Consider the following 20,780-nt stretch of genomic DNA (forward strand, 5'->3'; position numbering starts at 1 on the left):
AACGGTCGGGGACAGGAGCGGAGTGAGGCAGGGGGGCGGGAGGCGGGCGGTCATGACATCAGCGGCAGCGCCACCGAGACGACGCACCCGAGCAGCACGACGTAGAGGGCGAGATCGAACAGCGGGCGGTGCCAAACCAGGCGGTAGAACCCGGTCCTGTCCAGGATGGCGCGCACCACCAGGCTGATCAGGAAGGCGAGCAGCATCCAGGCCGCGAGGCACAGGACGAAGACCCCGTAGAGATCGAGTTCACCGGTCATGCCGCGAGCCCCGGTTGCGTGATGATCGACAGCCTCGGCCGCCAGGGCGAAGCGTCGGGAAACAGGCCCCGGCGGATCCCCACCAGAGCGAGCAGCGCCGCCCGGTGGGCGGCCTGCTGCAGCTGCGTCGCGGTGGCGTCCATCGCGGCATCGATCGTGTCCAGGAGCGCGGCAGGCGGCTGCGATGCCCGCGTGCGAAAATACGCCGCCAGCGCAACCAGGAGGCGCTCGACGCCGGACCGCGCCTCCCGCGAAAGCCGGCGGCGGTCCCGGCGCAACTCGACGACGTTGATCCCGACCCGGACCTCCGCGACGAGGTCGGCGGTCCATTCGGCATCTTCGGGCGGGAGTGCGGCGAGCCGCGGCGCGATCAGGCCGATCCGATCGAGCATGATCGCCGCGAGTTCGAGGCCGTTCTCGGCGCCGCGGCGCTCGGCGGCGTCCGCCAGGCTCCGGCGGTTCACGAACCGCAGGCGTCGCGCCGTCCAATCGGCCCCGACCGACCGGACCAGCCGGGTCACCACCGCCGCGATCCACATCCCGGTGATCACGGCGACCGAGGCATTGGCGAAGGACGCGAAGTCGCCGGTGTAGCTGCCCTGGAGCGCGATCATGGCCGAGCCGTTGACGGCGGCGCCCAGCGCCATCGGCGCCGTCCGCGGCTGGGTCATGAAGAGGCCGCAGAGGATCAGGCCCGGCGCCAGGGCCAGTGCCAGCATCTCGAAGCTGGTCGCCCGCGGAAGCACGGCGAACAGGTAGAGGCCGGCCCAGGCACTGCCGACGATGGCCGAGTTGGCGAAGCCGACGATGGACGGGGCCGGGTCGTCCTGGGTGGCGAAGAAGCAGCAGGCGACGGCCGCCATCATCGGCGCGCCGGACCCGTCCGGCCAGCCGGTCGCGATCCAGATCGCACAGGCGAGCAGGACGGTGAGGAACACCCCGATCGCCGACAGCACCGCCATGCCGTGATCGCGATGCCGGATCGAACGGGCCTTGGCCGTGTACGGGAAGGCGAGATCCGCGGTGACGGGGGTACCGTCGACGACGTGCCGCTGCAGCAGCCGCGCATCCTGGCGCAGGTCGATGACGTCGCGCAGGCGCGCGACGAGGCTTGCGAGGACCACGTCGGACCAGTTCGAGCCCTGACCCAGCCGCGGATCGACGCCGTCCACGGCCGCGCGCATCCGCGCCGCGGCGTCCGGATCCGTCGTCCCGGACGCGATCCAGGCGGCCATGTCGTCGAGAACGCCGCGGACGCGCGCGGTCAGCGCTCCGGCCCGGTCGAGCGCCGCGATGCGGTCCGCGACGGCCGAGACGATCGGCAGGACCATCAGCATGTGCTGGCGCAGGGTCGCCATGGCGGCGGCCGAGCGCTCGCCGCCGGTCATGTCGTAGCGCAGCGGCGTCGCCAGGGCATCGAACGCCAGGGCGTCGGAAGCGAGCCTGAGACGTCGGGCCTGCGTGTCGCGGCCCGAGCCGGTCCGGCCGAGCACGTCGGCGACCCAGCCCCGCGCGTCGTGCAGCCAGAGGTCGAGCCGCCCCGCGATCAGGGGAGCGACGGACCGGGGCAGGACGAGGGTGGAGACGAGGCTGGCGCACAGGATGCCCAGCAGGATTTCCTCGGCGCGGGCGACCGCCGTATCGAACATCGCCCCGGGCTCGCCCACGGCGGGGAAACCGATCAGCGCGGCGGTGTAGCCGCCGAGCATCATCAGGTAGCTGCTCGGGGTCCGGTCGAGTAGGGAGACGTACAGGCAGAGGGCGACCCAGAACGCGATGGCGAGCGTCAGCAGCTCCGGCGCGTTCGCGAGGTTCGGGACCAGGATCACGGTCACCGCCGCGCCCAGCACGGTGCCGAGCACCCGGTAGAGCGCCTTCGAGCGTGTCGCGCCGGCCAGGACCTGGCTGGTGATGTAGACCGTGCCCAGGGCCCAGTACGGCCGCGGCAGGTCGATCCACATCGCGAGGTACAGGGCCAGTATCGCCGCCGCGCAGGTCTTGATCGCGAAGGCCCAGTCCGACCAACCGGGGAGCCTCATTCCGCGGCCTCCTCGGCGGTCGCGCCCACTGGCACGTCCCGGCTGTAGCGCTGGATCGCCCGGAACACCCGCAGGCTGGCCTCGATATCGGCGCTGTCGACGTCGGCGAACACCACGTCCCGCAGCCTGGTGAGCTCGGCCTCCATCCGGGCGACCACCGTCTTTCCGGCCGGCGTGAGGCTGAGAACCTTCGCGCGGCGGTCCGTGGGATCCTCCGTGCGCACGATCAGGCCCGCCGCGCCGAGCTGGTCGAGGAGCCGCACCAGAGAGGGCCCCTCGATGCCCACGGCCTCGGCCAGCGCGTTCTGGCGGGGATGCCCGTCGAGGCGTTCGATCAGGATCAGGGGCAGCGCGGTCGCGTCCGAGAGGCCGTGCGCCTCGGCGACGGCATTGGCCGCCCGCCGCCACTGGCGCCCGGCCAACAGCAGGGTGTGGGTGTAGGTCTGGCGCTGACGGTCGAATGGTTCGGACACCGGCTGTGACCTCTTGCGGATTCGGGCACCGAACCGTCGGAGACCGCGCCAGCCTAATAGATAGTGTTCTATCAATTAGCCCGTGCAGCCGGCATTTGCCAAGCCCGTCCGGCATGTGCGTGTCGCATGCATGCCAACCGATTTCGTCCTGATCGATAGTTTGCAATCATGATGACGCGAAGCGTCACGGATGCCGTGCCGTCGTTGAGACATCGGACGAGACTGACACGGGGCGTTGGACGCCGATCCACTCCCTGCGCGGCGAGACCGGCTCGCGCGCATGGGATTGGCGGCGTGATGCGCCTTTCCTGGACGGGCGCGTCGATCCCGAATCGGCGCTCCCCGGTCGCCCCGGCGAAGCCGAGCGGGTCGACCTGCCGGCAGACAGCCCGTTCGATCCGGGCCGGCCGCCGGCACATACGCGGCTCAAGGTAGTACTGGCGGCCGGTCCTCGGAAGCGAAAAGCCCGGGCCTGCCCGAAACCCGGACGCAGACGTTGCATCCCGGCGCCAGAAGCATCACACACGCGGCAGATTTTCGGACCGTTCGGTGCGCAGCCCTTGAGCGAGGCGCGCCGAAGAGTCGGCCGTTCGACGCCGTCCGTGATCGTTCAGACAATAGGAACAGGTGATGAAGACGCGCGCCGCGGTCGCGTGGGAGGCCAAGAAGCCTCTCACGATCGAGACCATCGACATCGAGGGGCCCAAGGCCGGCGAGGTTCTCGTCGAATTGATGGCCACCGGCATCTGCCACACCGACGCCTACACCCTCTCGGGCCTGGATTCCGAGGGCAAGTTCCCGGCGATCCTCGGCCATGAGGGCGCGGGCATCGTCCGCGAGGTCGGCGCCGGCGTCACCACGCTGAAGCCCGGCGACCACGTGATCCCGCTCTACACGCCGGAATGCCGCAACTGTAAGTCCTGCCTGTCGCAGCGCACCAACCTGTGCACCGCGATCCGGGCGACCCAGGGCCAGGGCGTGATGCCGGACGGCACCAGCCGCTTCTCCTGCGTCTCCACCGGCGGCAGCCCGAGTGGGTCGAACACTGTCTTCCACTACATGGGCTGCTCGACCTTCTCGAACTTCACGGTCCTGCCGGCAATTGCCCTGGCCAAGATCCGCGAAGACGCCCCCTTCGACAAGATCTGCTACATCGGCTGCGGCGTCACCACGGGCGTCGGCGCGGTGATCTACACGGCGAAGGTTTGGCCCGGCGCCAATGTGGTGGTGTTCGGTCTCGGCGGCATCGGCCTCAACGTGCTCCAGGCCGCCCGGATGGTGGGGGCCGACAAGATCATCGGCGTCGACATCAACCCGGACAAGCAGGAGATGGCCCGCAAGTTCGGCATGACCCACTTCATCAACCCGAAGGAAGTCGGCAACGATCACGTCGTCTCGGCGATCCTCGATCTCACTGGCGGCGGCGCCGACTTCTCGTTCGACTGCACCGGCAACGTCCACGTGATGCGCCAGGCCCTCGAGTGCTGCCATCGCGGCTGGGGCGAGTCGATCGTCATCGGCGTGGCCGAGGCCGGCAAGGAAATCTCCACCCGTCCGTTCCAGCTCGTCACCGGCCGCGTCTGGAAGGGTTCGGCCTTCGGCGGCGCCCGCGGCCGCACCGACGTGCCGAAGATCGTCGACTGGTACATGGAGGGCAAGATCAACATCGACGATCTGATCACCCACACCATGCCGCTGGAGGACATCAATCACGGCTTCGACCTCATGCACGAGGGCAAGTCGATCCGCTCCGTCGTCGTCTACTGACCATCGACACCCCTTCCCCGTGCGGGGAGGGGCAGGCGACCGCCTCCGCCTCCAACTCCCCCCGCACCGGCTACGGTCTACATAGGTTTTGGGGCGCGACGCCGAGGACAGAGCGGAACGAGCCCCCTCTCCCGTTCGGGAGAGCGTTGGGGTGAGGGACCCGATCTTTCCGGAGAGGTCGCATCCCTCACCCTGTCCCTCTCCCGAACGGGAGAGGGGACCCGCGCCTTCCGGGCCGCCGGGGCGAGCATATCCCGGCCCCAAACCTGTGTAGCCCGTAGCCGCACCGGGGCGGAGCGCCGCGCAGTCCCGAAGACGATCGTCTCAGCCCCCTCGCAGGAGATCACAGCCGATGGAAACCATCTCGAAGGCCCGCGCCCATGGCGGCACGCAGGGCGTCTACAAGCACGACGCGCAGACCACGGGATGCCCGATGACGTTCGCGGTGTTCGTGCCGCCCCAGGCCGAGAACGGCCCGGTCCCGGTGCTGTGGTACCTGTCCGGGCTGACCTGCACGCACGCCAACGTCATGGACAAGGGCGAGTATCGCGCGGCCGCCGCCACGCACGGCGTGATCATCGTGGCCCCCGATACCAGCCCGCGCGGCCCCGGCATCCCCGACGAGGACGGCAACTGGCAGTTCGGCTCCGGCGCCGGTTTCTATCTGGACGCCACCCAGGCGCCCTATGACAAGAATTACCGGATGTGGAGCTACATCACGGAGGAGCTGCCGGCGCTCATCGCGCAGGAATTCCCCGCCGACATGACCCGCCAGGGCATCTTCGGCCATTCCATGGGCGGCCACGGGGCGCTCACCATCGCGCTGACCTACCCGGAGCGCTTCAAGTCCTGCTCCGCCTTCGCGCCGATCGCCCAGCCCTCGACGGCCGGCTGGTCGAAGCCCGCCTTCGAGAAGTATCTCGGATCCGACCCCGCCGCCTGGCGCGCCCACGACGCCACCGCGCTGATCGAGGACGGCAAGCGCTTCCCCGAATTCCTGGTCGATCAGGGCACCGCCGACAGCTTCCTTCAGGACGGCCTGCGTCCCTGGCTGCTGGAGGAGGCCTGCACGAAGGCCGGCATCGCGCTGACCCTCAACATGCGCGAGGGCTACGACCACTCCTACTTCTTCATCTCGACCTTCATGGCCGACCACATCGCCTGGGCCGCCGCGCGCCTGAAGTGACGGCGCCGGAGCAACAGAGGGCGGCGGGGTTCGATCCGACCTTGGCCCGCCCGCGCCTGGGGAGTGCGGCTATCGAGACCGGCCCGTCCCCGGGACATCGCGGGGGCCGCGTTCGCGCAGCTCATCCGAGCGCGGCAATCCCGAACGACGGCTTCCAGGTTCCGGGAAAAAGATAAATCAAACTCAAAGACTTGGCGCATCGTCTTGGCCCCGATATCCAGGACGATGCGCTACGGGGGTTACGCGGCTTTCGACAGGGTCCGGGCGGAAACCCGACCGCGAACGCGACGGGCCGAGAGGCGCGCGGTTCGCTGACCGGATCGCGGGCGCCGGCCGCCGTGAAACCCGATCGGATCGTCAGTACCGGACGTTGGAGAAGCCGTTTCCGCCCCGGGCCACGACGCTCTGGATCACCGCCTTGGTGGACGGGCTGATCCCGCCATCGCTGCGCAGGCGCCGCCCGTCCGCCCGTTCGACGCGATCGAACTCCGGACCACACCGCTCCAACGCGAATCGGACTTGGGATGCCATCGTCGCCCCTCGCTGCGGACCGGCACCCTTCATCTCGAACCGCAGGCAGGAAGCCAGATAGCCTTTGACATCGTCGAACGCCGCGGCTTGAGCGCCGGACGTGAACACGACGAGCAGCAGTACGGATCGGATGAGCATCGGTCGCTCCGGTCGAGGCTGGATCCTGCCGACAACGCGCGAATCGGGCGTTGGTCACCGAAGCTTGCGGAGGTTGGCCGCGAGGCTGCCGGCGCCATCGCCCGCCCGGTCCGCCGGAGCGGGCTTTTGCTACGGCGCCCGAGGGAGCCGCTACGGTTGTTTCCGCTGGGCGGTGGGGTTGGGCGTCGAACTCGTATCCGGCCCGACGGCCGGGCTGATGCTCGTCATGTAGGACCAGGTGCCTCCGATCACCAAGATCCCGGCGAACAGGGCTGCGAAGATGCCGATGAGTGCGAAGCGGTTCATGCCGAAGGTATAGGGCGCTCGCGGAAGGAGCCGATCCTCAGCGGCTGCCGGCGGTCCATCGGCCGCACGGGCACCGCCCATAGGGCGACATCCGGAGTTAGCTCGTCCGCAGCCTTCAAGGCCGGAAGGGCGGAGATTTCGGCCGCCCTTGCGATGCCGGGGCCGCAAACGGGTTCACGCGGTCGCCGCCAGCGGCAGGTCCGGAGAGGATACGGGTGCAGCGGGTACCGGCGCGAACATCTCGATATCGTCGACGAACTGCTCCACGATCTCGGCGGAGTTCGCGAGGCATACCGGCAGGTAGGACGCGAGCGACGGGGCGCGCTCGAACCCCTCCTCGACGAGCCGATCGTTGGCGAAGGTGAGATCGAGGGCACAGAATGCGTAATAGGCGCGCGTGGCGCGCAGCATCGCGCGCTTCGACGCATCGTCCAGGCCGAACACCTCCGAGAAACGCTTGCGCAGAAGGGTGTGATCGCGATCGAGATCGAACTGCCGGAACGAGCGGACACCGTCGCTCGGGTCCGCTTTCTCGAAGGTGGTGATCACGTCGGCCCAGCGCGTACGGCCGGCCGCTCCGGCCGAGAGGTGATAGAGGTCGTGCTTGAGGTCCGGCTTCGTCAGGAGGCCAACGAGCGTCTCGGCGACCCAGTCGGCCGGAACGATGTCGACGCAACTGTCCGGGCTGCAGGGCAGCATGCGCAGGGCATCGGCTGCCCGCAGCACCCAGAGGATGCTCGAACTCGGCGCAGCGCCCAGCGTCGAATGGCCGACGACGATCGAAGGCCGTGCGATGACGATCGGCAGGTCGGGGAACTGCTCGGCGAGCGAGGTCTCGGTCGCCGCCTTGGACTCGGTATAGCCGACGATGTGCCGCGCGGCCGTTGCCGGAAAGGCGGTCTCCTCGACGAGGCTCGGGGCGTCGGCCCCACAGATCATCGCGGTGCCGACGTGCACGAACCGCTTCAATCCCGGCATGGCCCGGGCCCGGCGGGCGAGCGCGAGGGTCCCGTCATGGTTGGTTCGGAACACGCGCTCGCCGCCCCACCACGACGTGTCGGCGGCGAGATGGAGGATGTGGGTGCACGCATCGAGCCGCGGATCCATGTCCGAATCGGCGCGGGTGAAGTCGCCGGGCACGATCTCGATCTTGCGCGCGAGGCGCTGGGCCGTGAACGGATCGGAGAATCGCTCCAAGCGCGCGGCAACGCGCTGGCGCCCCTGCTCCACGCTCGTGCAGCGTACGAGGCAAACCCAGGTCACGTCGTCGTCGCGCCCGAGCGCCTGGTGCAGCACGGCGCCCCCGATCAACCCGGTCGCGCCCGTCAGAAGAATGCGTACCACGGTACTCTCCACTCGATCGGGAGAGTGATAAGCGGAAAACTTTGGAAACAATCCGGCAAGAACAGCTTGCGGAACAGAAGCGTTCAACGTGTGCTCTGCGAGCCACAGTCATCACGAAGCCGTGATCTTCGTGGCCAAGAGCGCGAGCGTCGTCTGTTCTTAGTCTGAGGTCAAGGAGTCAGATGAAAGGAATAGATCGCTCCGACCGCAACCGTGAGTTCGTTCGGTGTGCCTACACGCCTGACGATCGAACTGCCCGCTGCCGATGCGATGAGCCGATCGTAGCGGACATAACCAAGCGTCTGCCACGCGTCCGACCACGTGTAGCTGAGGGTCGTGGCCGCTCCGGCCGAGCGTGGGCCGGCCGAGGCCCGATACGGGGCAAGGATCGGATTCACCAGCGCGGCCCCCACCGGTACGGCGAAGTCCAGCCGCATCGCGGCGGCATCGCCCACCACGAACCGCGGGCCCGCACTCAGCGTGAAGCGCCCGACATGGCCCACGAGATCGGCCCCCAGCTTGGCGACGATGCCATCGTGGGCGCGGATGCCCTGCGTCACCTCGGCCCGTAGCCTGACGGTATCGGCGACCGGCCAGACCTCGCCGAACAGGCCGAGCCCGACGGTCACCGGCAATCCGGGCAGGCCGGCGAGCCGGCGATCATCGTTGAGGGAACGGCCCTCCCGGAAATCCAGCACGGCGCCCGCTTGCAGGCGCCCCTGCCCGACCAGGGTGACGTCGAGCCCATCATCCGGAGACCACCACTCGCTCGGTTCGTCGGCTTGACGGAACGACAGATAGGGCAGGCCCCAGAGCCCGGCCTGCTTGCTGCCCTGGAAGCGCGGACCGGCCCCGACGAAGCCGCCGGCCGAGATGATGGTGTCGCGATCGAACAAGGCGCTGAGGTCGTCGGCCCGAGCCGGCGTCGCGATCGCCACCAGAACCGTCGCCACACACCCACCGAGGCGCATGGGGCGCCGCCGCGGCCGCCTGTTTGAGATCGGGCGCGATCGAAGCTGCTGGCGGCCCACCGTCGAGTTCCCCCGGTCACCCCGGCCCTACAGAACGTTCCCGTGACACACCAAGCCTAACGGCCGTTCAAACGCAACGCCGAAGCGCTTTATCGTGGGCCCCACCGTTCGGTGCTCGGCCTCCCGGGGGATAAGGCCCGCTTCCGAGACGCCTCCACGGCCGGCGGGATGGCCGGATTGGGCGCGAAGCCCAGAGGGCCGGTTTACCGCAGGTTGGCAATCCGCCGTGGCGCAGTCTGACCGAAAGCCGTCCGTCCGCTCTCTGGCGAGCCATGGCTCGAAGCGGACTTCATCGTTCGCGGAAGCGTTCTACCGAGCAACCTAAGCAGCTTTGAATTGGACATCCAGCGACGTCGGATCAGTCCTTCGGTCGGGCCGCATGTCTGCAGCATTGAGGATTGTTCTACGATTCCGGGGGGCTTCCGTTTTCACGCAGCGTGGACCCGAGCCGGTCACCCAGCTAACTGAGGCAACTTCCCGTAAGCGGACGCTACGGATTTGCGCGTCGGCGCCGGCGGCCTGCTCTGGGGCGCTGCCCTGGCTGCTGTCGGACACGACCAGGGACGGTGGTCGCAGACGGGGTATGCACCGTGTTCCTCAACAGGCGACGGCTTGCGAGAGTGCACGGTGGCGATAGTCGCGCGGACTCAGTCCGTAGCGTTCCTTGAAGCGGCGCGAGAAGTGAGACTGGTTGGCGAAGCCGCAGCTATAGGCGAGGCTGCCGAGCGGCATGTGGAGATATCCGGGATCGCCTAAGCGCTTGGCTGCTTCCGCCAGGCGACGCTCCCAGATCCAATCGGAGATGTGCTGGCCGCGCTCGTGGAACAGCTCTTGGAGCCGCCGCAGGGACACGCCGACCGCCGCGGCGAGCTGGGGCGGATCGAGGGTCTGGTCCCCGAGATTGGCCTCGACGAACACCTTGGCCCGCTGGACCACGACGGTGCCGTGAATGGGCCGGGGCGCCTCCCGTGCGATACGCTCAGCGAGGCTGGCGACGACGAGGTCAAGTCCCACCCCAACCATGCGCTCGGCCACTTCCGGCGGCATCCGATCCGCTTGGCCCAACATGCTCGTCAGGAACGAGCGGGCCAGGGTCGCTACAGGTTGGTGGCCCTCGACGGTCAGGCTGGCGAAGAGCCGGGCCGGGCCTAGCACGTTCTCGATCCGCTCCCGTGGGATCGCGATGGCGAGCACTTCGCTGTAGCCGTCGTGCTCGATCGTCCAGGGCGTGTTCGTGTCGCGGATGGCGAAGTCGCCGGTTCCGTCCGTGCTCGATCGATCGTTCTGGTCCGCGCGCACGGTGCCGGCCAGCACCATGCTCATGAAGAGGTGGTCGGTCTTGTGATTTTCGTGCCGGAGCGTTCGGGATGTCGTCGAAGCCCGCAGATTGCGCAATGCGAATTTAGTAAAATCTAATCCGCCAATACTGACCCCGTTGATCGTGGCATCAAATTGCCCTTCGCCGAGAGGCTTCTGCTCCATCGGGACGATACGATCCTCGCAGACCTCACGCCAGTGCCGAAATCGATCTTTCGGCAAAACTCCGTCCGTCGAGAAGATTTGCTTCATTGCGGCTGCATTATAATTATAAATTTTTGCATTCGCAACACCCGTTCTGAATAGTAATAACCTTACATTCGAAGAGGGCCGCTGTGTCTTGGCCGCAAAATGTGAAGCAGAATCGAAAACCTCTTGAAAGTGCCGCGTGCGCGAAACGCATAGCCGCGTCATGTCGGCTGGGCGAGCATTGTACCGACATTCTGATCGTTCGCGTGAGCGACGGTGTAACGCCGCGGCCGCTGGCCCGGTTCACGCTTACTCTTCGCCAAACCGTGCCGGGCCGCCGTGATCGGCGCCCGCGTACCCGTGGCGGCGATCGACACGACGTGATCGATCGCCCCGCGTCGAAGAAGACCTGCCGCTCCCGCGCGGGCGCTTCAATGGACGTAGGAAGCCGGATCCGGATTGTCGGTCGGGTCGGCATAGGCCCGCTTCAGTTCCGGCGACATCGGGACGTTGTAGGTGATCCCGCGCGGCGGCGTCGGCGACAGGAACCACTTGTCGTAGAGGACCGTGATTGCCGGGCTGCGGTAGAGATCGGCGGTGGCCCGATCGACCACCGCCTTGAAGGCCGGGTCGCCCTTGCGCAGCATGATCCCGTAAGGCTCCGGCTCGGAGAACGCCTCCCTGCTGATCTGGTAGGCCGCCGGATCCTTCGATTGGGCGATCGCGATGCTGAGCTGGACATCGTCGAGCACGAACGCCGCCGCGCGACCGTTCTCCAAGAGCAGGAACCCTTCGGCCACGTCCTTGGCCGACTGGATGGTGAGGCCGAGCTTGCGTTCGGTGTTGGCTTTGTTGAGCATGACCAGGTTGGTCGATCCCGCGACCGCGGAGACCGTCTTGCCCTTCAGGTCGTCGATCGTGTCGATCTTCTGTGCCTTCTTCGAGGCGAAGCGGGCGGCCGACAGGAAATGCGTGTTGGTGAACGCGACCTGCCTGAGCCGATCGACGTTGTTGGTCGTCGCGCTGCACTCCAGGTCGATCGTCCCGTTGGTCATCAGCGGGATCCGGGTCGCGGAGATCACCGGGGCCATCTCGACCTTGAGGTCCGGCAGCTTCAGTTCGCGCTTCACCGCGTCCGCGATCGTCAAGCAGATGTCGACGGCGAAGCCGATATAGTTCTGCTTGTCGTCGATGTAGCTGAACGGCGTGGCCGCATCCCGGACGCCGAGGACGATCCGGCTGTTGTCCTTGATCTTCTTCAGGGTGCCGCCGAGTTCGTCAGCCGTCGCCGGCGCGATCAGGAGACTGAGTGCGAGCGTGGTCTTGAGCAGGCGCAAGGTAACCTCCCTCTGGGTCATGACATCACATGAAGCGCAACGATGGGGCCGAGCACGGAATCCGTCACGCGAGGGTCGCGACGACACGGGCGATCGCCGCGCAGCCGGCCTCGATGGCGTCCAGCGAAGTGGCGAACGACACGCGCAGGTAAGGGCTGAGCCCGTAGGACGTGCCGTCCATCACCGAGACGTTGCCGTCGCGCAGGAGAAGCTGCGACACGTCGAGATCGCTCTCGATCCGGGTCCCGTCCGGGGCGCGGCGACCGATCAGGCCGGCCACGTTGGGATAGGCGTAGAAGGCCCCGGCCGGGCGCCGGCACGCGATGCCCGGGATGGCGTCAAGCAGCGCGACGGTCCGGTCGCGGCGGGTCTCGTAAGCCGTCCGCGCCTCCACCACGAAGGTCTGGTCCCCCGACAGCGCCGCCACTGCCGCCGCCTGGCTGATCGAGGACGGGCAGGTCGTGCTCTGCGACAGGAGGCCGGTCATCGTCCTGGCGAGCAGGCGCGGACCCGCGGCGTAGCCGATCCGCCAGCCGGTCATCGCGTAGGCCTTGGAGACGCCGTTGATGGTCAGCGTCCGCTCCAGCAAGGCTGGAACGGCCCGCGCGAACGAGATCTGGTGCTGACCGTCATAGACGAAATGCTCGTAGATCTCGTCGGTCATCACGAGCACGCGCGGGTGTCGCGCCAGGACCTCGCCCAGCGCCGCCAGTTCCGCGGCGGTGTAGACCGCCCCGGACGGGTTGTTGGGCGAGTTGAGCACCAGCCACTTGGTCCGCGGGGTGAGCGCGGCTTCGAGCTGCCCGGGGCTGAGCTTGAACCCGGCTTCCTCGGGGCAGGCGACCACCACCGGCACGCCGTCGTTGAGGGTCGCCAGATCCGGGTAGGACACCCAGTACGGCGCCGGCACGATCACCTCGTCGCCCGGGTCCAGCGTCGCCGCGAAGGCGATCTGGATCAGCTGCTTGGCACCGCAGCCGACCACGATGTCGTCCGGCGTGTAGCTCAACCCGTTCTCGCGGATGAGCTTGTCGGCCACGGCCTGCCGCAGGCTCAGCGTGCCGTTCGAGGCCGTGTAGTGCGTGTCCCCGGCGCGCATGGCGGCCTGGGCCGCCTCCATGATGGGCCGGGGCGTCACGAAGTCGGGCTCGCCGACCGTGAGGTCGATGATCTGGCGTCCCTGGGCCCGGAGCTGGGTGACCAGGGCCTTGGCCGCGATGCTCGGCGAGGGCCGGATGCTGGCGGGCCGGCGGGCGATGAAGGTCGTGCTCATGATGGGGCTCGTTCGCATCGTTCCGATCAGGCCGAGATGCCGAAGCTCTCGAGGGTGCCGTGAAGCCAGTCCTGGCGCGCGGCCCCCGCGGCGATCTCCGCCATGATCGCCTGCTCCTGGCGTAGCTTCGCCTGTGCGCCTGCGATGACGGCGGGGAGCTGCTCCGGCGCGAAGGCGATCAGGCCGTCCTCGTCGCCGACGATGACGTCGCCGGGCGCGATCGGCTGGCCGCCGACGCTGACCGGGACGTTGAGCAGCGCCGGCCCGGACTTGTAGGGGCCGCGGTGGACGATGCCGCGCGCGTAGCAGGGGAAATCGCCGGCCGCGAAGGTCGCCACATCGCGGATCGCGCCATCGACGACGAAGCCGGCACAGCCGCGTGAGACCGCGTAGGCGCGCATCAGGTCGCCGCACAGGGCGTTGTTCAGGTCGCCGCCGCCGTCGACCACCAGGACGTGCCCGGGCTTCATCAGCGCCAGCGCGTGATAGAAGCCGAGGTTGTCGCCGGGGCGCGACGTCACCGTGAAAGCGGTGCCGACCAGCTTGCCGGCGCCGTTATAGCGATTGAGCCCGACCAGTCCCGCCAGGCGATGCAAGTTGTCGCTGAGCAGCGGGGTGGCCAGTTCCCGCAGCGCGTCGCGATCGGCTGCCGCGAGGACGGCGGGAAGCGCGTCCGGATGCTTGAGATGAGAATGCATTTGTCGATCTCCGTACCGCGACCATCCCACCTCGCCAGCGCGCCGAAAAGCGATTAATCGTCGTCTATGATCAGTCGGAAAAGCGATCGATTGCGTGGCGACCCTCAAGCAGTTCGAAGCCCTGCGCTGGATCGCTCTGCTCGGAAGTTTCGAGCGGGCCGCGGATCGGCTGCACACCACGCAATCGTCGGTGTCGAAGCGCATCCACGAGCTGGAGGCGTCCCTGGGGACGCCGCTCTTCGACCGCAGCCAGCGCGGCGCCCGGCTGACGGACAAGGGCAAGAGTATTCTGGCGATCGGCGAGGAGATGCTGGCCCTGCGCGACCGCGCCGTCGCGGTCGCCACGAGCCGCGCGACCCTGATCCGGCACCTGCGCTTCGGGGTCACCGAGCTGACCGCACTCACGTGGCTACCGCAATTCGTGGCCGAGCTGCGGGCGACCTATCCGAACATCGTCCTTGAACCGGAAGTCGAGCAGAGCACCACGTTGTTCGACAATCTCAAGAGCGGGGCCCTCGATTTCATCGTGACGCCCGACGTGTTCCGGCAGCCGGGATTCCGGAGCGTCGCGCTCGCCAGTGTCCGGAGCGCCTGGATGTGCAGTCCCGTCCTCTTGCGGGACCGGGGCGTCGTGGAACTGGCCGAGCTGGCGCAGTTCAGCATCCTGACCCAGGGCAATCGCTCCGGATCGGGCGTGGTCTTCGATCAATGGCTGCAGGCGTGCGGCGTTTCCTTGCCCCACATGATCCAGAGCAACAGCTTCGTCGCCATCGTCGGGCTGACGCTCGCGGAGGTCGGCGTCAGCTATCTGCCGGAACGATGCTTCGACGGGTTGATCGAACGCGAGCGATTGCGGGTGATCGACACCAACCCGCCCTTGCCCCCGATCACCTACGTGGTGACGTTTCGCGAGACCGAGTCGTTCACCACCATCGAGGCGATTTCCAGGATCGCTCAGTCAACGTGTAACTTCACGAAGCCTATACAGTGGGCGTAAATCTCGGCGAACAAATTTCGCCATCAATAACATGCATCGAAATCGTTATCAAAACTTGAAATCATCGGCCTCAAAGATTTAAATTTCGACCAAGAGTCGCTTGGACAACCGTATGTCCGCTCTCTCGAAAAGGATCAGCATGGCTGAGCGGTCGGAATGGGCGCACAGCGGAACGTCCGCTTTCGGGCGGTGGGCCACCTCCCGCAAGCCCATCGTCTCGAACGCTTGGGTATCCGACGGTCTGTCTCGTTGAAACGAACGTTTTCCTGGCCGTCAGACGCACCAGCGATCGACCTTTCTCTTGCGTTCGGAAGGTATGCCGAACGGCAATCTCGTCAGACCGAGACCGATGAGGGAGGCCAGGATTGTCCTGCCTGGCACGGCGCCATCTGCATCAAGGTCAGCATATCGCTAGAACGCGCTCATCATAACAGGCTTTGTAAAATCACAACTTGAACGAGCAATTCTGCAAATTGCTTCTCTTATGTCCGTCGAATGTTCTCCCCGAAAGATTACGGCGTACACCACGGATGGCAATGCCGGATCTGTGTCAATGACATGAAGCATGTCGCGTTCAATAAATCCGTCGAAGCATCTCTCCGGAAGATAGCTTATGCCAACCTCAGAAATAGTTAAACCAACGAGCGCGACAAGGCTATTGCTTTTAATCGGACGCGGAAGCGCGAGCCCGCACTCTTGAAGCCAGCGCTCGAAAACGAGCCCAGAACCCGATTGATCGCCTTGCGTAAGGATATTGAATTGAGACAAGTCCGCCAATCGAACGATGCCGCGTCCTCGAAAGAGAGCCGGACTGCACATCCAGGCGCTCTTCACGCTGGCAAGCGGAACCTTCCTGTAGCCCGGCTTGGCGAACATGTCGGGCGCTATAATAAAGTCCATACTCCCGTTTTTCAGCTTTTCAAACAACGATCCGCCCTGTTCAACTTCCGGCTCAAGCTGTATATCCAAATAGTTTGCGCGCAACTCGCCAACAAATTGCGGCAACCAAATTAAGGCCGTCAGCTCTGTGACACCAAATTTCAATTGACGGATCGGCGTTGCTTCGTTTGATGAAACGGCCTCAATCCGATCGCGCATCCTCAGCATTTCTTCGCCAAGTTCTAAAATGATCTCGCCCTTGATTGTTAATTTGGATCCGCGTCGGGTCCGCTCAAAGACCGATATCCCCAATTCGGACTCTAGCTCTTGGATGCGTTTTGAGATTGCTGACTGGCTTGTGTTTAATCGATCGGCCGCTCGTTCGTAACTTCCGAGCAGGACGATCCATTTCAACGCTTCGAGCTGCTTGAGGGTCGGCACCGTGAGCCATCACTTTTTGGACTATCGAGGGATCATTTTTATCGCTTTTTTTCGGGTACGGAAGATGGGATGAGCAGGCAACGGAGCGTGATCAATGCCTGCAACGTCCGCCGAGTTGAATACTGTTCCCGCAGTCGCTCCGGAAGCTGACGTAGAAGCTCTGCGGACTTCGGCGACGCCGCCATTCAGCGATAACCTTGACCGCTTAGGTGATCTTATCGGACTCCAACGGTGCGAACATACGGGCAAGCGCGTCGGGGCCGCGCTCACCGTCAAATCCCGTCCGGGCGACAACCTCGGCTTCTCCCATGCGCTGGCGGTTATGAAGCCCGGCCATGTCATCGTGATCGATGGCGGAGCTGGTCTCAACAACGCCCTCTACGGAGACATGATGCGAGCCTATGCGGTCTCCCGTGGCTGCACCGGGTTCATGGTAGACGGAGCAATCCGCGCTATCGCAACCTTCGCGGCGGGTGACCTCCCCTGTTACGCCCGCGGCGTCGGGCACCGCGGTCCCTATAAATCGGGACCGGCGCAGATCAACCTTCCGGTGAGCGTCGGGAATCAAGTCGTCAACACGGGTGACGTGGTTAGCGGCGATGACGACGGCCTGATCGCCTTCTCGCCGGATCAGCCTAAAGCTTTGATTGATGATGCGCGCCAAGCAGCGCCGAGAGCGAGGCATCATGGCTGAGACAGAGGCCGGTACCGAGCGCCAGAAACGGCTCCGCCAGACCCTCGGAACCCTCGGGGTCCACGTCTGAACCTCCATTGCGGGTGAAGCTCCACCCCTGGCTGCCGACATCACTGCGCGTCGCTCGGCAGGCATCAAAAGCATCGACCGGCACGGACGGGAAACATGCCAAAGGACGTGATCGTACTCGGTGCCGGCATCGTCGGCCTATCAACCGCCCTGCATCTCCAGCGACGCGGACGGGATGTGATCGTCGTGGATCGGCGCGGACCAGGTGGCGGCGCATCCTTCGGTAACGGAGGGCTCATCCAGCGCGAAGCGGTATTTCCGTACCGGTTCCCGCGAGCGGTCGGCGAATTACTCCGCATAGCCCGCAACCGTTCGATCGATGCCGTCTACCACCCGTTCGCCCTGCCAGGGCTGGCCTCGCCGTTGTTGCGCTACTGGTGGCACGCTCACCCGGATCGCTACGCTCACGCGGCGCAAGTACAGGCCCGTATGATCATGACCTGCCTGGACGAGCATCTTGATCTCGCCCGAGAGGCTGACGCCACGGAATTGTTGCGCCCGCTGGGCTGGATGCGCCTTTACCGGCGGGCGGCCGATCTCGACGCGGCCCTGCTCCAAGCCGAGGTGGCGCACCGCGAATACGGGGTCAATTACGCAGCTCTCGACGGTGACGGACTCGAACAGGCGGAGCCGCATCTGCTGGAGCGCAGAGCCGGCGCCTTGCACTGGACGGACGCGCTCTCGCTGAGCGACCCCCATGCTCTGACCGTGGCCTACGCCAAGCGCCTCGAGAGCCTGGGCGGGGCAGTGCGGACGGGCGACGCCGACAAGCTCGAGAAGCGGGGCGCGAGTTGGTGGATGCCCACGGACGCCGGACCGATCGAAGCCTCCGCGGTGGTGGTCGCCCTCGGAGCAGCTTCGACGCGCGTGACGCGCCGGTTCGGCTATGCGCCGCCCTTGTTCGGAAAACGCGGCTACCACATGCACTATGCGATGCAGGGCAATGCGGTCCTCAATCATCCCGTGCTCGACAGCGACAAGGGCTTCCTGATGTCGCCGATGCGCCGGGGCGTCCGGCTCAGCACGGGCGCGGAATTTGCCAGGGACGGAGCGGCGCCAACGCCGGTGCAGCTCGCGCGCGCTGAACCGATCGCGCGCGCACTGCTACCGCTGGGCGATCGGGTCGATCCCGAACCCTGGCTGGGTGAGCGTCCGTGCATGCCCGATATGGTGCCGGTGATCGGTCCGGCGCCCCGCGCGAAAGATCTTTGGTGCGCATTTGGGCATGCGCATCAAGGCATGACGCACGGTCCCAGCAGCGGCCGAATGCTGGCGGAGCTGATGACGGGGGATAAACCTTTCCTCGATCCGTATCCTTACCGACCGGACCGGTTTTGACCCGCCTCCATCTTAAAATAACAGATAAGGATACGAAGCCATGCGGATAATTGAAACAACACTCGCCTTGTGCCTGTTGGTCAATCCGGTATTTGCCGACGAGCTTACCGGGACCTTGAAGAAAATCAAGGACACCAATCGCATTGTGCTCGGCGTGCGCGACAGCGCGACCCCGTTCAGCTACCTCGACGACAAGCAGCAATACGTCGGCTTCGCCGTCGATATCTGCAAGAAAATCACCGATGCGGTGAAGCAGGAGTTGAAGCTGCCGGATCTGCGTGTGGAGATGCAGCCGGTCATCTCATCGACCCGCATTCCGTTGATGACGAACGGCACAATCGATCTGGAGTGTGGGACGACGACAAACAACGCGGACCGCAAAAAGCTCGTCGAATTTACCAATACCCACTTCCTTACTGCCTCGCGCTACGTCTCGAAAAAAGCGCAGCATTTGGACACGATTGAATCTTTGAAGGGCAAGACCATCTCCTCGGTGGCCGGATCGACAAACGTGATCCAGCTCAACAAGGTCAACGCCGAACGTAAGCTCGGCATCAGCGTCCAGTCGGCCAAGGATGTGGTCGAAGGCTTCCTGCTGGTGGAGAGCGGCCGGGCAGCGGCGTTTGTGATGGATGACGTTCAACTGAGCATCCTCGTCGCGCAGTCGAAAGATCCAGCCGCCTATGAAGTAAGTCGCGAGGCTCTGTCCGTCCCTGAGCCCTACGGCATCATGCTGCGCAAAGACGACCCAGCCTTCAAGGCCGTGGTCGATCGCGCCACGGCGGATCTTTACCGAAGCCCTGAGATCATGACGTTCTATGACAGGTGGTTCCTCGCGCCGGTTCCGCCTCGTGGGATCAACTACAACATACCGATTTCGTCCGAGCTGAAGCGCGCCTTCGCCAACCCGACCGACAATCCCGATCCGGCTGCCTACGCGCGGTAGATCGGCTCCTTCGCCTGATCGCGGAGAGATCGTCGCTCATCCAGGCGGTCATGGCGGACCTGGCCGAAGCAGAATGTTTAGGAGATTTAAATGGACATCAACTTCCAGAACCCCGGCAATCTGAAGCACCGATCCGATACGGTGATCTATAATGGTGTCGCTTACGTCTCCGGGGCAGTGCCGTCGGATGTCTCGGTAGATATAGCGGGTCAGACGGATCAGGTCTTGGCCGAGCTTGACGCACGGCTTGCCAGAGCGGGGACTGATAAGTCCAATATTCTTTCAGCCACGATTTGGCTGGAAGACGTCAATGGCGACGCGGCCGCTTTCAACCAGGTCTGGAATGCCTGGGTCGCTCCCGGCCGGCTCCCAGCTCGGGCCTGTGTGCAGGCTGCCTTGCAGGTTGGCGCACGGGTCGAAGTTGCGATCATCGCCGCCGTCCCCAACACCTAGGAGCCTGTCCGAGTAATCTCCTCGACGGCGGATCGGGAGGGTGATTCACTTGGCTCATGACCAAGGTGTTTCGCTCCTGGGACGTCGATTAGGGTTGGCTTCTGCCTTCCTCGCTGCACGAGTTCGTGCCACCCGGGCACATGGCGCACTTCGTGCGCGACACGGTTCGAGAGGCGCTCGACCTCTCGGCCATCCTCGACACCTACACGGAGGAGCGCGGCTACCCGCCCTACCATCCCGGCATGATGGTGGCGCTCCTGCTCTACGGCTACAGCCGCGGCCTGTACTCTTCGCGCCAGCTCGCCCGCGCCTGTGAGGAGCGGGTCGACGTCATGGCGGTGACCGGCCTGAACCGGCCGGACTTCCGCACCATCGCCGACTTCCGCAAGCGCCACCTCGTGGCCCTGTCGGACCTGTTCGTGCAGGTGCTGCGCCTGTGTCGGGCAGCCGGTCTGGTCGAGTTCGCCCACGTGGCGGTGGATGGTACCAAGCTCAAGGCGAACGCCTCACGCCACAAAGCGATGAGCTACGGGCGGATGAAGACCGCCGAGCCGGCCCTGGCCGCCGAGGTGGACGCTTGGCTGGAGCGCGCGCACGAGGCTGACGCTGCGGAGGATCAGGCTCACGGTGCCGATCGTCGGGGTGACGAGACGCCAGACTGGATGGCCGACAAGCAGCGGCGGCTGGAAGCGATCCGCGCCGCCAAGGCCGCGCTGGAGGCGGAGGCGGCTGATCCGCCCGATCCGGAGGACGAGAGCGGGCCGGGCGCCTCGTCGGGCCTGCGTTGGCAGGGGCGGCCACTGCGCGGCGAAGACGGCGCTCCCCCCGACCGGGCGCAGCGCAACTTCACCGACCCGGACAGCCGGATCCTGCCCACGCGCGACGGCTTCGTACAAGGCTACAACGGCCAGATCGCGGTCGACGCAGCCCATCAGGTGATCGTCGCGCACCGCCTCGTGACCAACTCGGCTGACTACCGCGCGCTCGTGCCGCTTGTGGACGGGGTCCGCGCTCATCTCGGGCGCAAGCCGCGGGAGGTCTCGGGCGATGCCGGCTTCGCCAACGAGGCGAACC

Annotated in this window: 20 protein-coding genes; 8 read left to right on the plus strand and 12 right to left on the minus strand. The window is 65.8% G+C overall.

Annotation, left to right across the window (positions count from 1 at the left end; translation table 11 throughout):
- Nucleotides 1-50: 50 nt before the first annotated feature.
- The 3 genes from MKL11_RS32480 to MKL11_RS32490 are packed head-to-tail and all read right to left on the minus strand — an operon-like array spanning nucleotide 51 to nucleotide 2,772.
- Complete coding sequence (locus MKL11_RS32480) at nucleotides 51-260, minus strand: DUF1656 domain-containing protein (protein WP_243951422.1); 210 nt, start codon at nucleotides 258-260, stop codon at nucleotides 51-53.
- Nucleotides 257-2,299, minus strand: a complete 2,043-nt coding sequence (locus tag MKL11_RS32485; RefSeq protein WP_243951424.1) for an FUSC family protein — start codon at nucleotides 2,297-2,299, stop codon at nucleotides 257-259. The genes MKL11_RS32480 and MKL11_RS32485 overlap by 4 nt, the downstream gene beginning before the upstream one ends.
- A complete protein-coding gene (locus tag MKL11_RS32490) occupies nucleotides 2,296-2,772 on the minus strand; it encodes a MarR family winged helix-turn-helix transcriptional regulator (protein WP_243951426.1) in 477 nt (158 codons plus the stop codon). Before MKL11_RS32490 ends, MKL11_RS32485 begins: the two co-directional genes overlap by 4 nt.
- Nucleotides 2,773-3,402: 630 nt before the next feature.
- On the opposite strand from MKL11_RS32490, the gene MKL11_RS32495 reads away from it, so the two are divergent.
- Both MKL11_RS32495 and fghA read left to right on the plus strand, forming a co-directional pair.
- On the plus strand, nucleotides 3,403-4,539 hold the full coding sequence (locus MKL11_RS32495; RefSeq protein ID WP_243951429.1) for an S-(hydroxymethyl)glutathione dehydrogenase/class III alcohol dehydrogenase: 1,137 nt from the start codon (nucleotides 3,403-3,405) through the stop codon (nucleotides 4,537-4,539).
- A 352-nt stretch (nucleotides 4,540-4,891) separates the two neighbouring features.
- On the plus strand, nucleotides 4,892-5,725 hold the full coding sequence (fghA, locus tag MKL11_RS32500) for an S-formylglutathione hydrolase (protein ID WP_243951431.1): 834 nt from the start codon (nucleotides 4,892-4,894) through the stop codon (nucleotides 5,723-5,725).
- A gap of 357 nt (nucleotides 5,726-6,082) precedes the next feature.
- On the opposite strand, the gene MKL11_RS32505 is transcribed toward fghA, so the two are convergent.
- The 8 genes from MKL11_RS32505 to MKL11_RS32540 form a co-directional block, all read right to left on the minus strand.
- On the minus strand, nucleotides 6,083-6,394 hold the full coding sequence (locus MKL11_RS32505; protein ID WP_243951433.1) for a hypothetical protein: 312 nt from the start codon (nucleotides 6,392-6,394) through the stop codon (nucleotides 6,083-6,085).
- Nucleotides 6,395-6,544: 150 nt separating this feature from the next.
- On the minus strand, nucleotides 6,545-6,781 hold the full coding sequence (locus MKL11_RS32510) for a hypothetical protein (protein ID WP_243951435.1): 237 nt from the start codon (nucleotides 6,779-6,781) through the stop codon (nucleotides 6,545-6,547).
- Between the two features lie 93 nt (nucleotides 6,782-6,874).
- Entirely contained in the window at nucleotides 6,875-8,044 is a 1,170-nt protein-coding gene (locus MKL11_RS32515; RefSeq protein ID WP_243951437.1) for an SDR family oxidoreductase, read from the minus strand.
- A 170-nt stretch (nucleotides 8,045-8,214) separates the two neighbouring features.
- Complete coding sequence (locus MKL11_RS32520) at nucleotides 8,215-8,982, minus strand: MipA/OmpV family protein (RefSeq protein ID WP_243951439.1); 768 nt, start codon at nucleotides 8,980-8,982, stop codon at nucleotides 8,215-8,217.
- A gap of 690 nt (nucleotides 8,983-9,672) precedes the next feature.
- Entirely contained in the window at nucleotides 9,673-10,806 is a 1,134-nt protein-coding gene (locus MKL11_RS32525; protein ID WP_313900805.1) for a helix-turn-helix domain-containing protein, read from the minus strand.
- Nucleotides 10,807-11,012: 206 nt separating this feature from the next.
- Nucleotides 11,013-11,918 carry an amino acid ABC transporter substrate-binding protein gene (locus MKL11_RS32530; protein WP_409565948.1) on the minus strand — a complete coding sequence of 302 codons (906 nt, stop codon included), beginning with the start codon at nucleotides 11,916-11,918 and terminating at the stop codon, nucleotides 11,013-11,015.
- A gap of 64 nt (nucleotides 11,919-11,982) precedes the next feature.
- Nucleotides 11,983-13,191 (minus strand): aminotransferase class I/II-fold pyridoxal phosphate-dependent enzyme, encoded by a 1,209-nt coding sequence (locus MKL11_RS32535; protein WP_243951443.1) that lies wholly within the window; start codon nucleotides 13,189-13,191, stop codon nucleotides 11,983-11,985.
- A gap of 26 nt (nucleotides 13,192-13,217) precedes the next feature.
- On the minus strand, nucleotides 13,218-13,889 hold the full coding sequence (locus MKL11_RS32540) for an RraA family protein (protein ID WP_243951445.1): 672 nt from the start codon (nucleotides 13,887-13,889) through the stop codon (nucleotides 13,218-13,220).
- A gap of 94 nt (nucleotides 13,890-13,983) precedes the next feature.
- On the opposite strand from MKL11_RS32540, the gene MKL11_RS32545 reads away from it, so the two are divergent.
- The gene (locus tag MKL11_RS32545) at nucleotides 13,984-14,886 is read left to right on the plus strand and encodes a LysR family transcriptional regulator (protein ID WP_243951447.1); all 903 of its coding nucleotides are present in this window, start codon (nucleotides 13,984-13,986) and stop codon (nucleotides 14,884-14,886) included.
- 411 nt (nucleotides 14,887-15,297) lie between these two features.
- Here the strand turns inward: MKL11_RS32545 and MKL11_RS32550 are convergent, their stop codons facing one another.
- Entirely contained in the window at nucleotides 15,298-16,206 is a 909-nt protein-coding gene (locus MKL11_RS32550; RefSeq protein ID WP_243951449.1) for a LysR family transcriptional regulator, read from the minus strand.
- 94 nt (nucleotides 16,207-16,300) lie between these two features.
- Between MKL11_RS32550 and MKL11_RS32555 the strand changes: the two genes are divergently transcribed.
- From MKL11_RS32555 to MKL11_RS32575, 5 genes are all read left to right on the plus strand, one after another.
- A complete protein-coding gene (locus MKL11_RS32555) occupies nucleotides 16,301-16,900 on the plus strand; it encodes an RraA family protein (RefSeq protein WP_243951451.1) in 600 nt (199 codons plus the stop codon).
- A gap of 165 nt (nucleotides 16,901-17,065) precedes the next feature.
- Nucleotides 17,066-18,307: an NAD(P)/FAD-dependent oxidoreductase gene (locus tag MKL11_RS32560; protein ID WP_243951453.1), complete on the plus strand. Its 1,242-nt coding sequence runs from the start codon at nucleotides 17,066-17,068 to the stop codon at nucleotides 18,305-18,307.
- Nucleotides 18,308-18,347: 40 nt separating this feature from the next.
- Nucleotides 18,348-19,253, plus strand: coding sequence for an amino acid ABC transporter substrate-binding protein (locus MKL11_RS32565; protein ID WP_243951455.1), 906 nt, complete (start codon nucleotides 18,348-18,350; stop codon nucleotides 19,251-19,253).
- Between the two features lie 90 nt (nucleotides 19,254-19,343).
- Complete coding sequence (locus MKL11_RS32570; protein ID WP_243951457.1) at nucleotides 19,344-19,706, plus strand: RidA family protein; 363 nt, start codon at nucleotides 19,344-19,346, stop codon at nucleotides 19,704-19,706.
- A 101-nt stretch (nucleotides 19,707-19,807) separates the two neighbouring features.
- A partial coding sequence (locus tag MKL11_RS32575; RefSeq protein WP_243951467.1) for an IS1182 family transposase occupies nucleotides 19,808-20,780 on the plus strand: 973 nt, incomplete at its 3' end.

Origin of the sequence: Methylobacterium sp. J-077, assembly GCF_022829365.1 — a bacterium.
Taxonomy (GTDB): domain Bacteria; phylum Pseudomonadota; class Alphaproteobacteria; order Rhizobiales; family Beijerinckiaceae; genus Methylobacterium.

Coding starts and splice junctions, on each gene's coding strand:
- fghA (WP_243951431.1), top strand. CDS start 4,892: ATGGAAACCATCTCGAAGGCCCGCGCCCATGGCGGCACGCAGGGCGTC.
- MKL11_RS32495 (WP_243951429.1), top strand. CDS start 3,403: ATGAAGACGCGCGCCGCGGTCGCGTGGGAGGCCAAGAAGCCTCTCACG.
- MKL11_RS32480 (WP_243951422.1), bottom strand. CDS start 260: ATGACCGGTGAACTCGATCTCTACGGGGTCTTCGTCCTGTGCCTCGCG.
- MKL11_RS32510 (WP_243951435.1), bottom strand. CDS start 6,781: ATGGGCGGTGCCCGTGCGGCCGATGGACCGCCGGCAGCCGCTGAGGAT.
- MKL11_RS32555 (WP_243951451.1), top strand. CDS start 16,301: ATGCCTGCAACGTCCGCCGAGTTGAATACTGTTCCCGCAGTCGCTCCG.
- MKL11_RS32570 (WP_243951457.1), top strand. CDS start 19,344: ATGGACATCAACTTCCAGAACCCCGGCAATCTGAAGCACCGATCCGAT.
- MKL11_RS32540 (WP_243951445.1), bottom strand. CDS start 13,889: ATGCATTCTCATCTCAAGCATCCGGACGCGCTTCCCGCCGTCCTCGCG.
- MKL11_RS32565 (WP_243951455.1), top strand. CDS start 18,348: ATGCGGATAATTGAAACAACACTCGCCTTGTGCCTGTTGGTCAATCCG.
- MKL11_RS32535 (WP_243951443.1), bottom strand. CDS start 13,191: ATGAGCACGACCTTCATCGCCCGCCGGCCCGCCAGCATCCGGCCCTCG.
- MKL11_RS32525 (WP_313900805.1), bottom strand. CDS start 10,806: ATGACGCGGCTATGCGTTTCGCGCACGCGGCACTTTCAAGAGGTTTTC.
- MKL11_RS32505 (WP_243951433.1), bottom strand. CDS start 6,394: ATGCTCATCCGATCCGTACTGCTGCTCGTCGTGTTCACGTCCGGCGCT.
- MKL11_RS32560 (WP_243951453.1), top strand. CDS start 17,066: ATGCCAAAGGACGTGATCGTACTCGGTGCCGGCATCGTCGGCCTATCA.
- MKL11_RS32485 (WP_243951424.1), bottom strand. CDS start 2,299: ATGAGGCTCCCCGGTTGGTCGGACTGGGCCTTCGCGATCAAGACCTGC.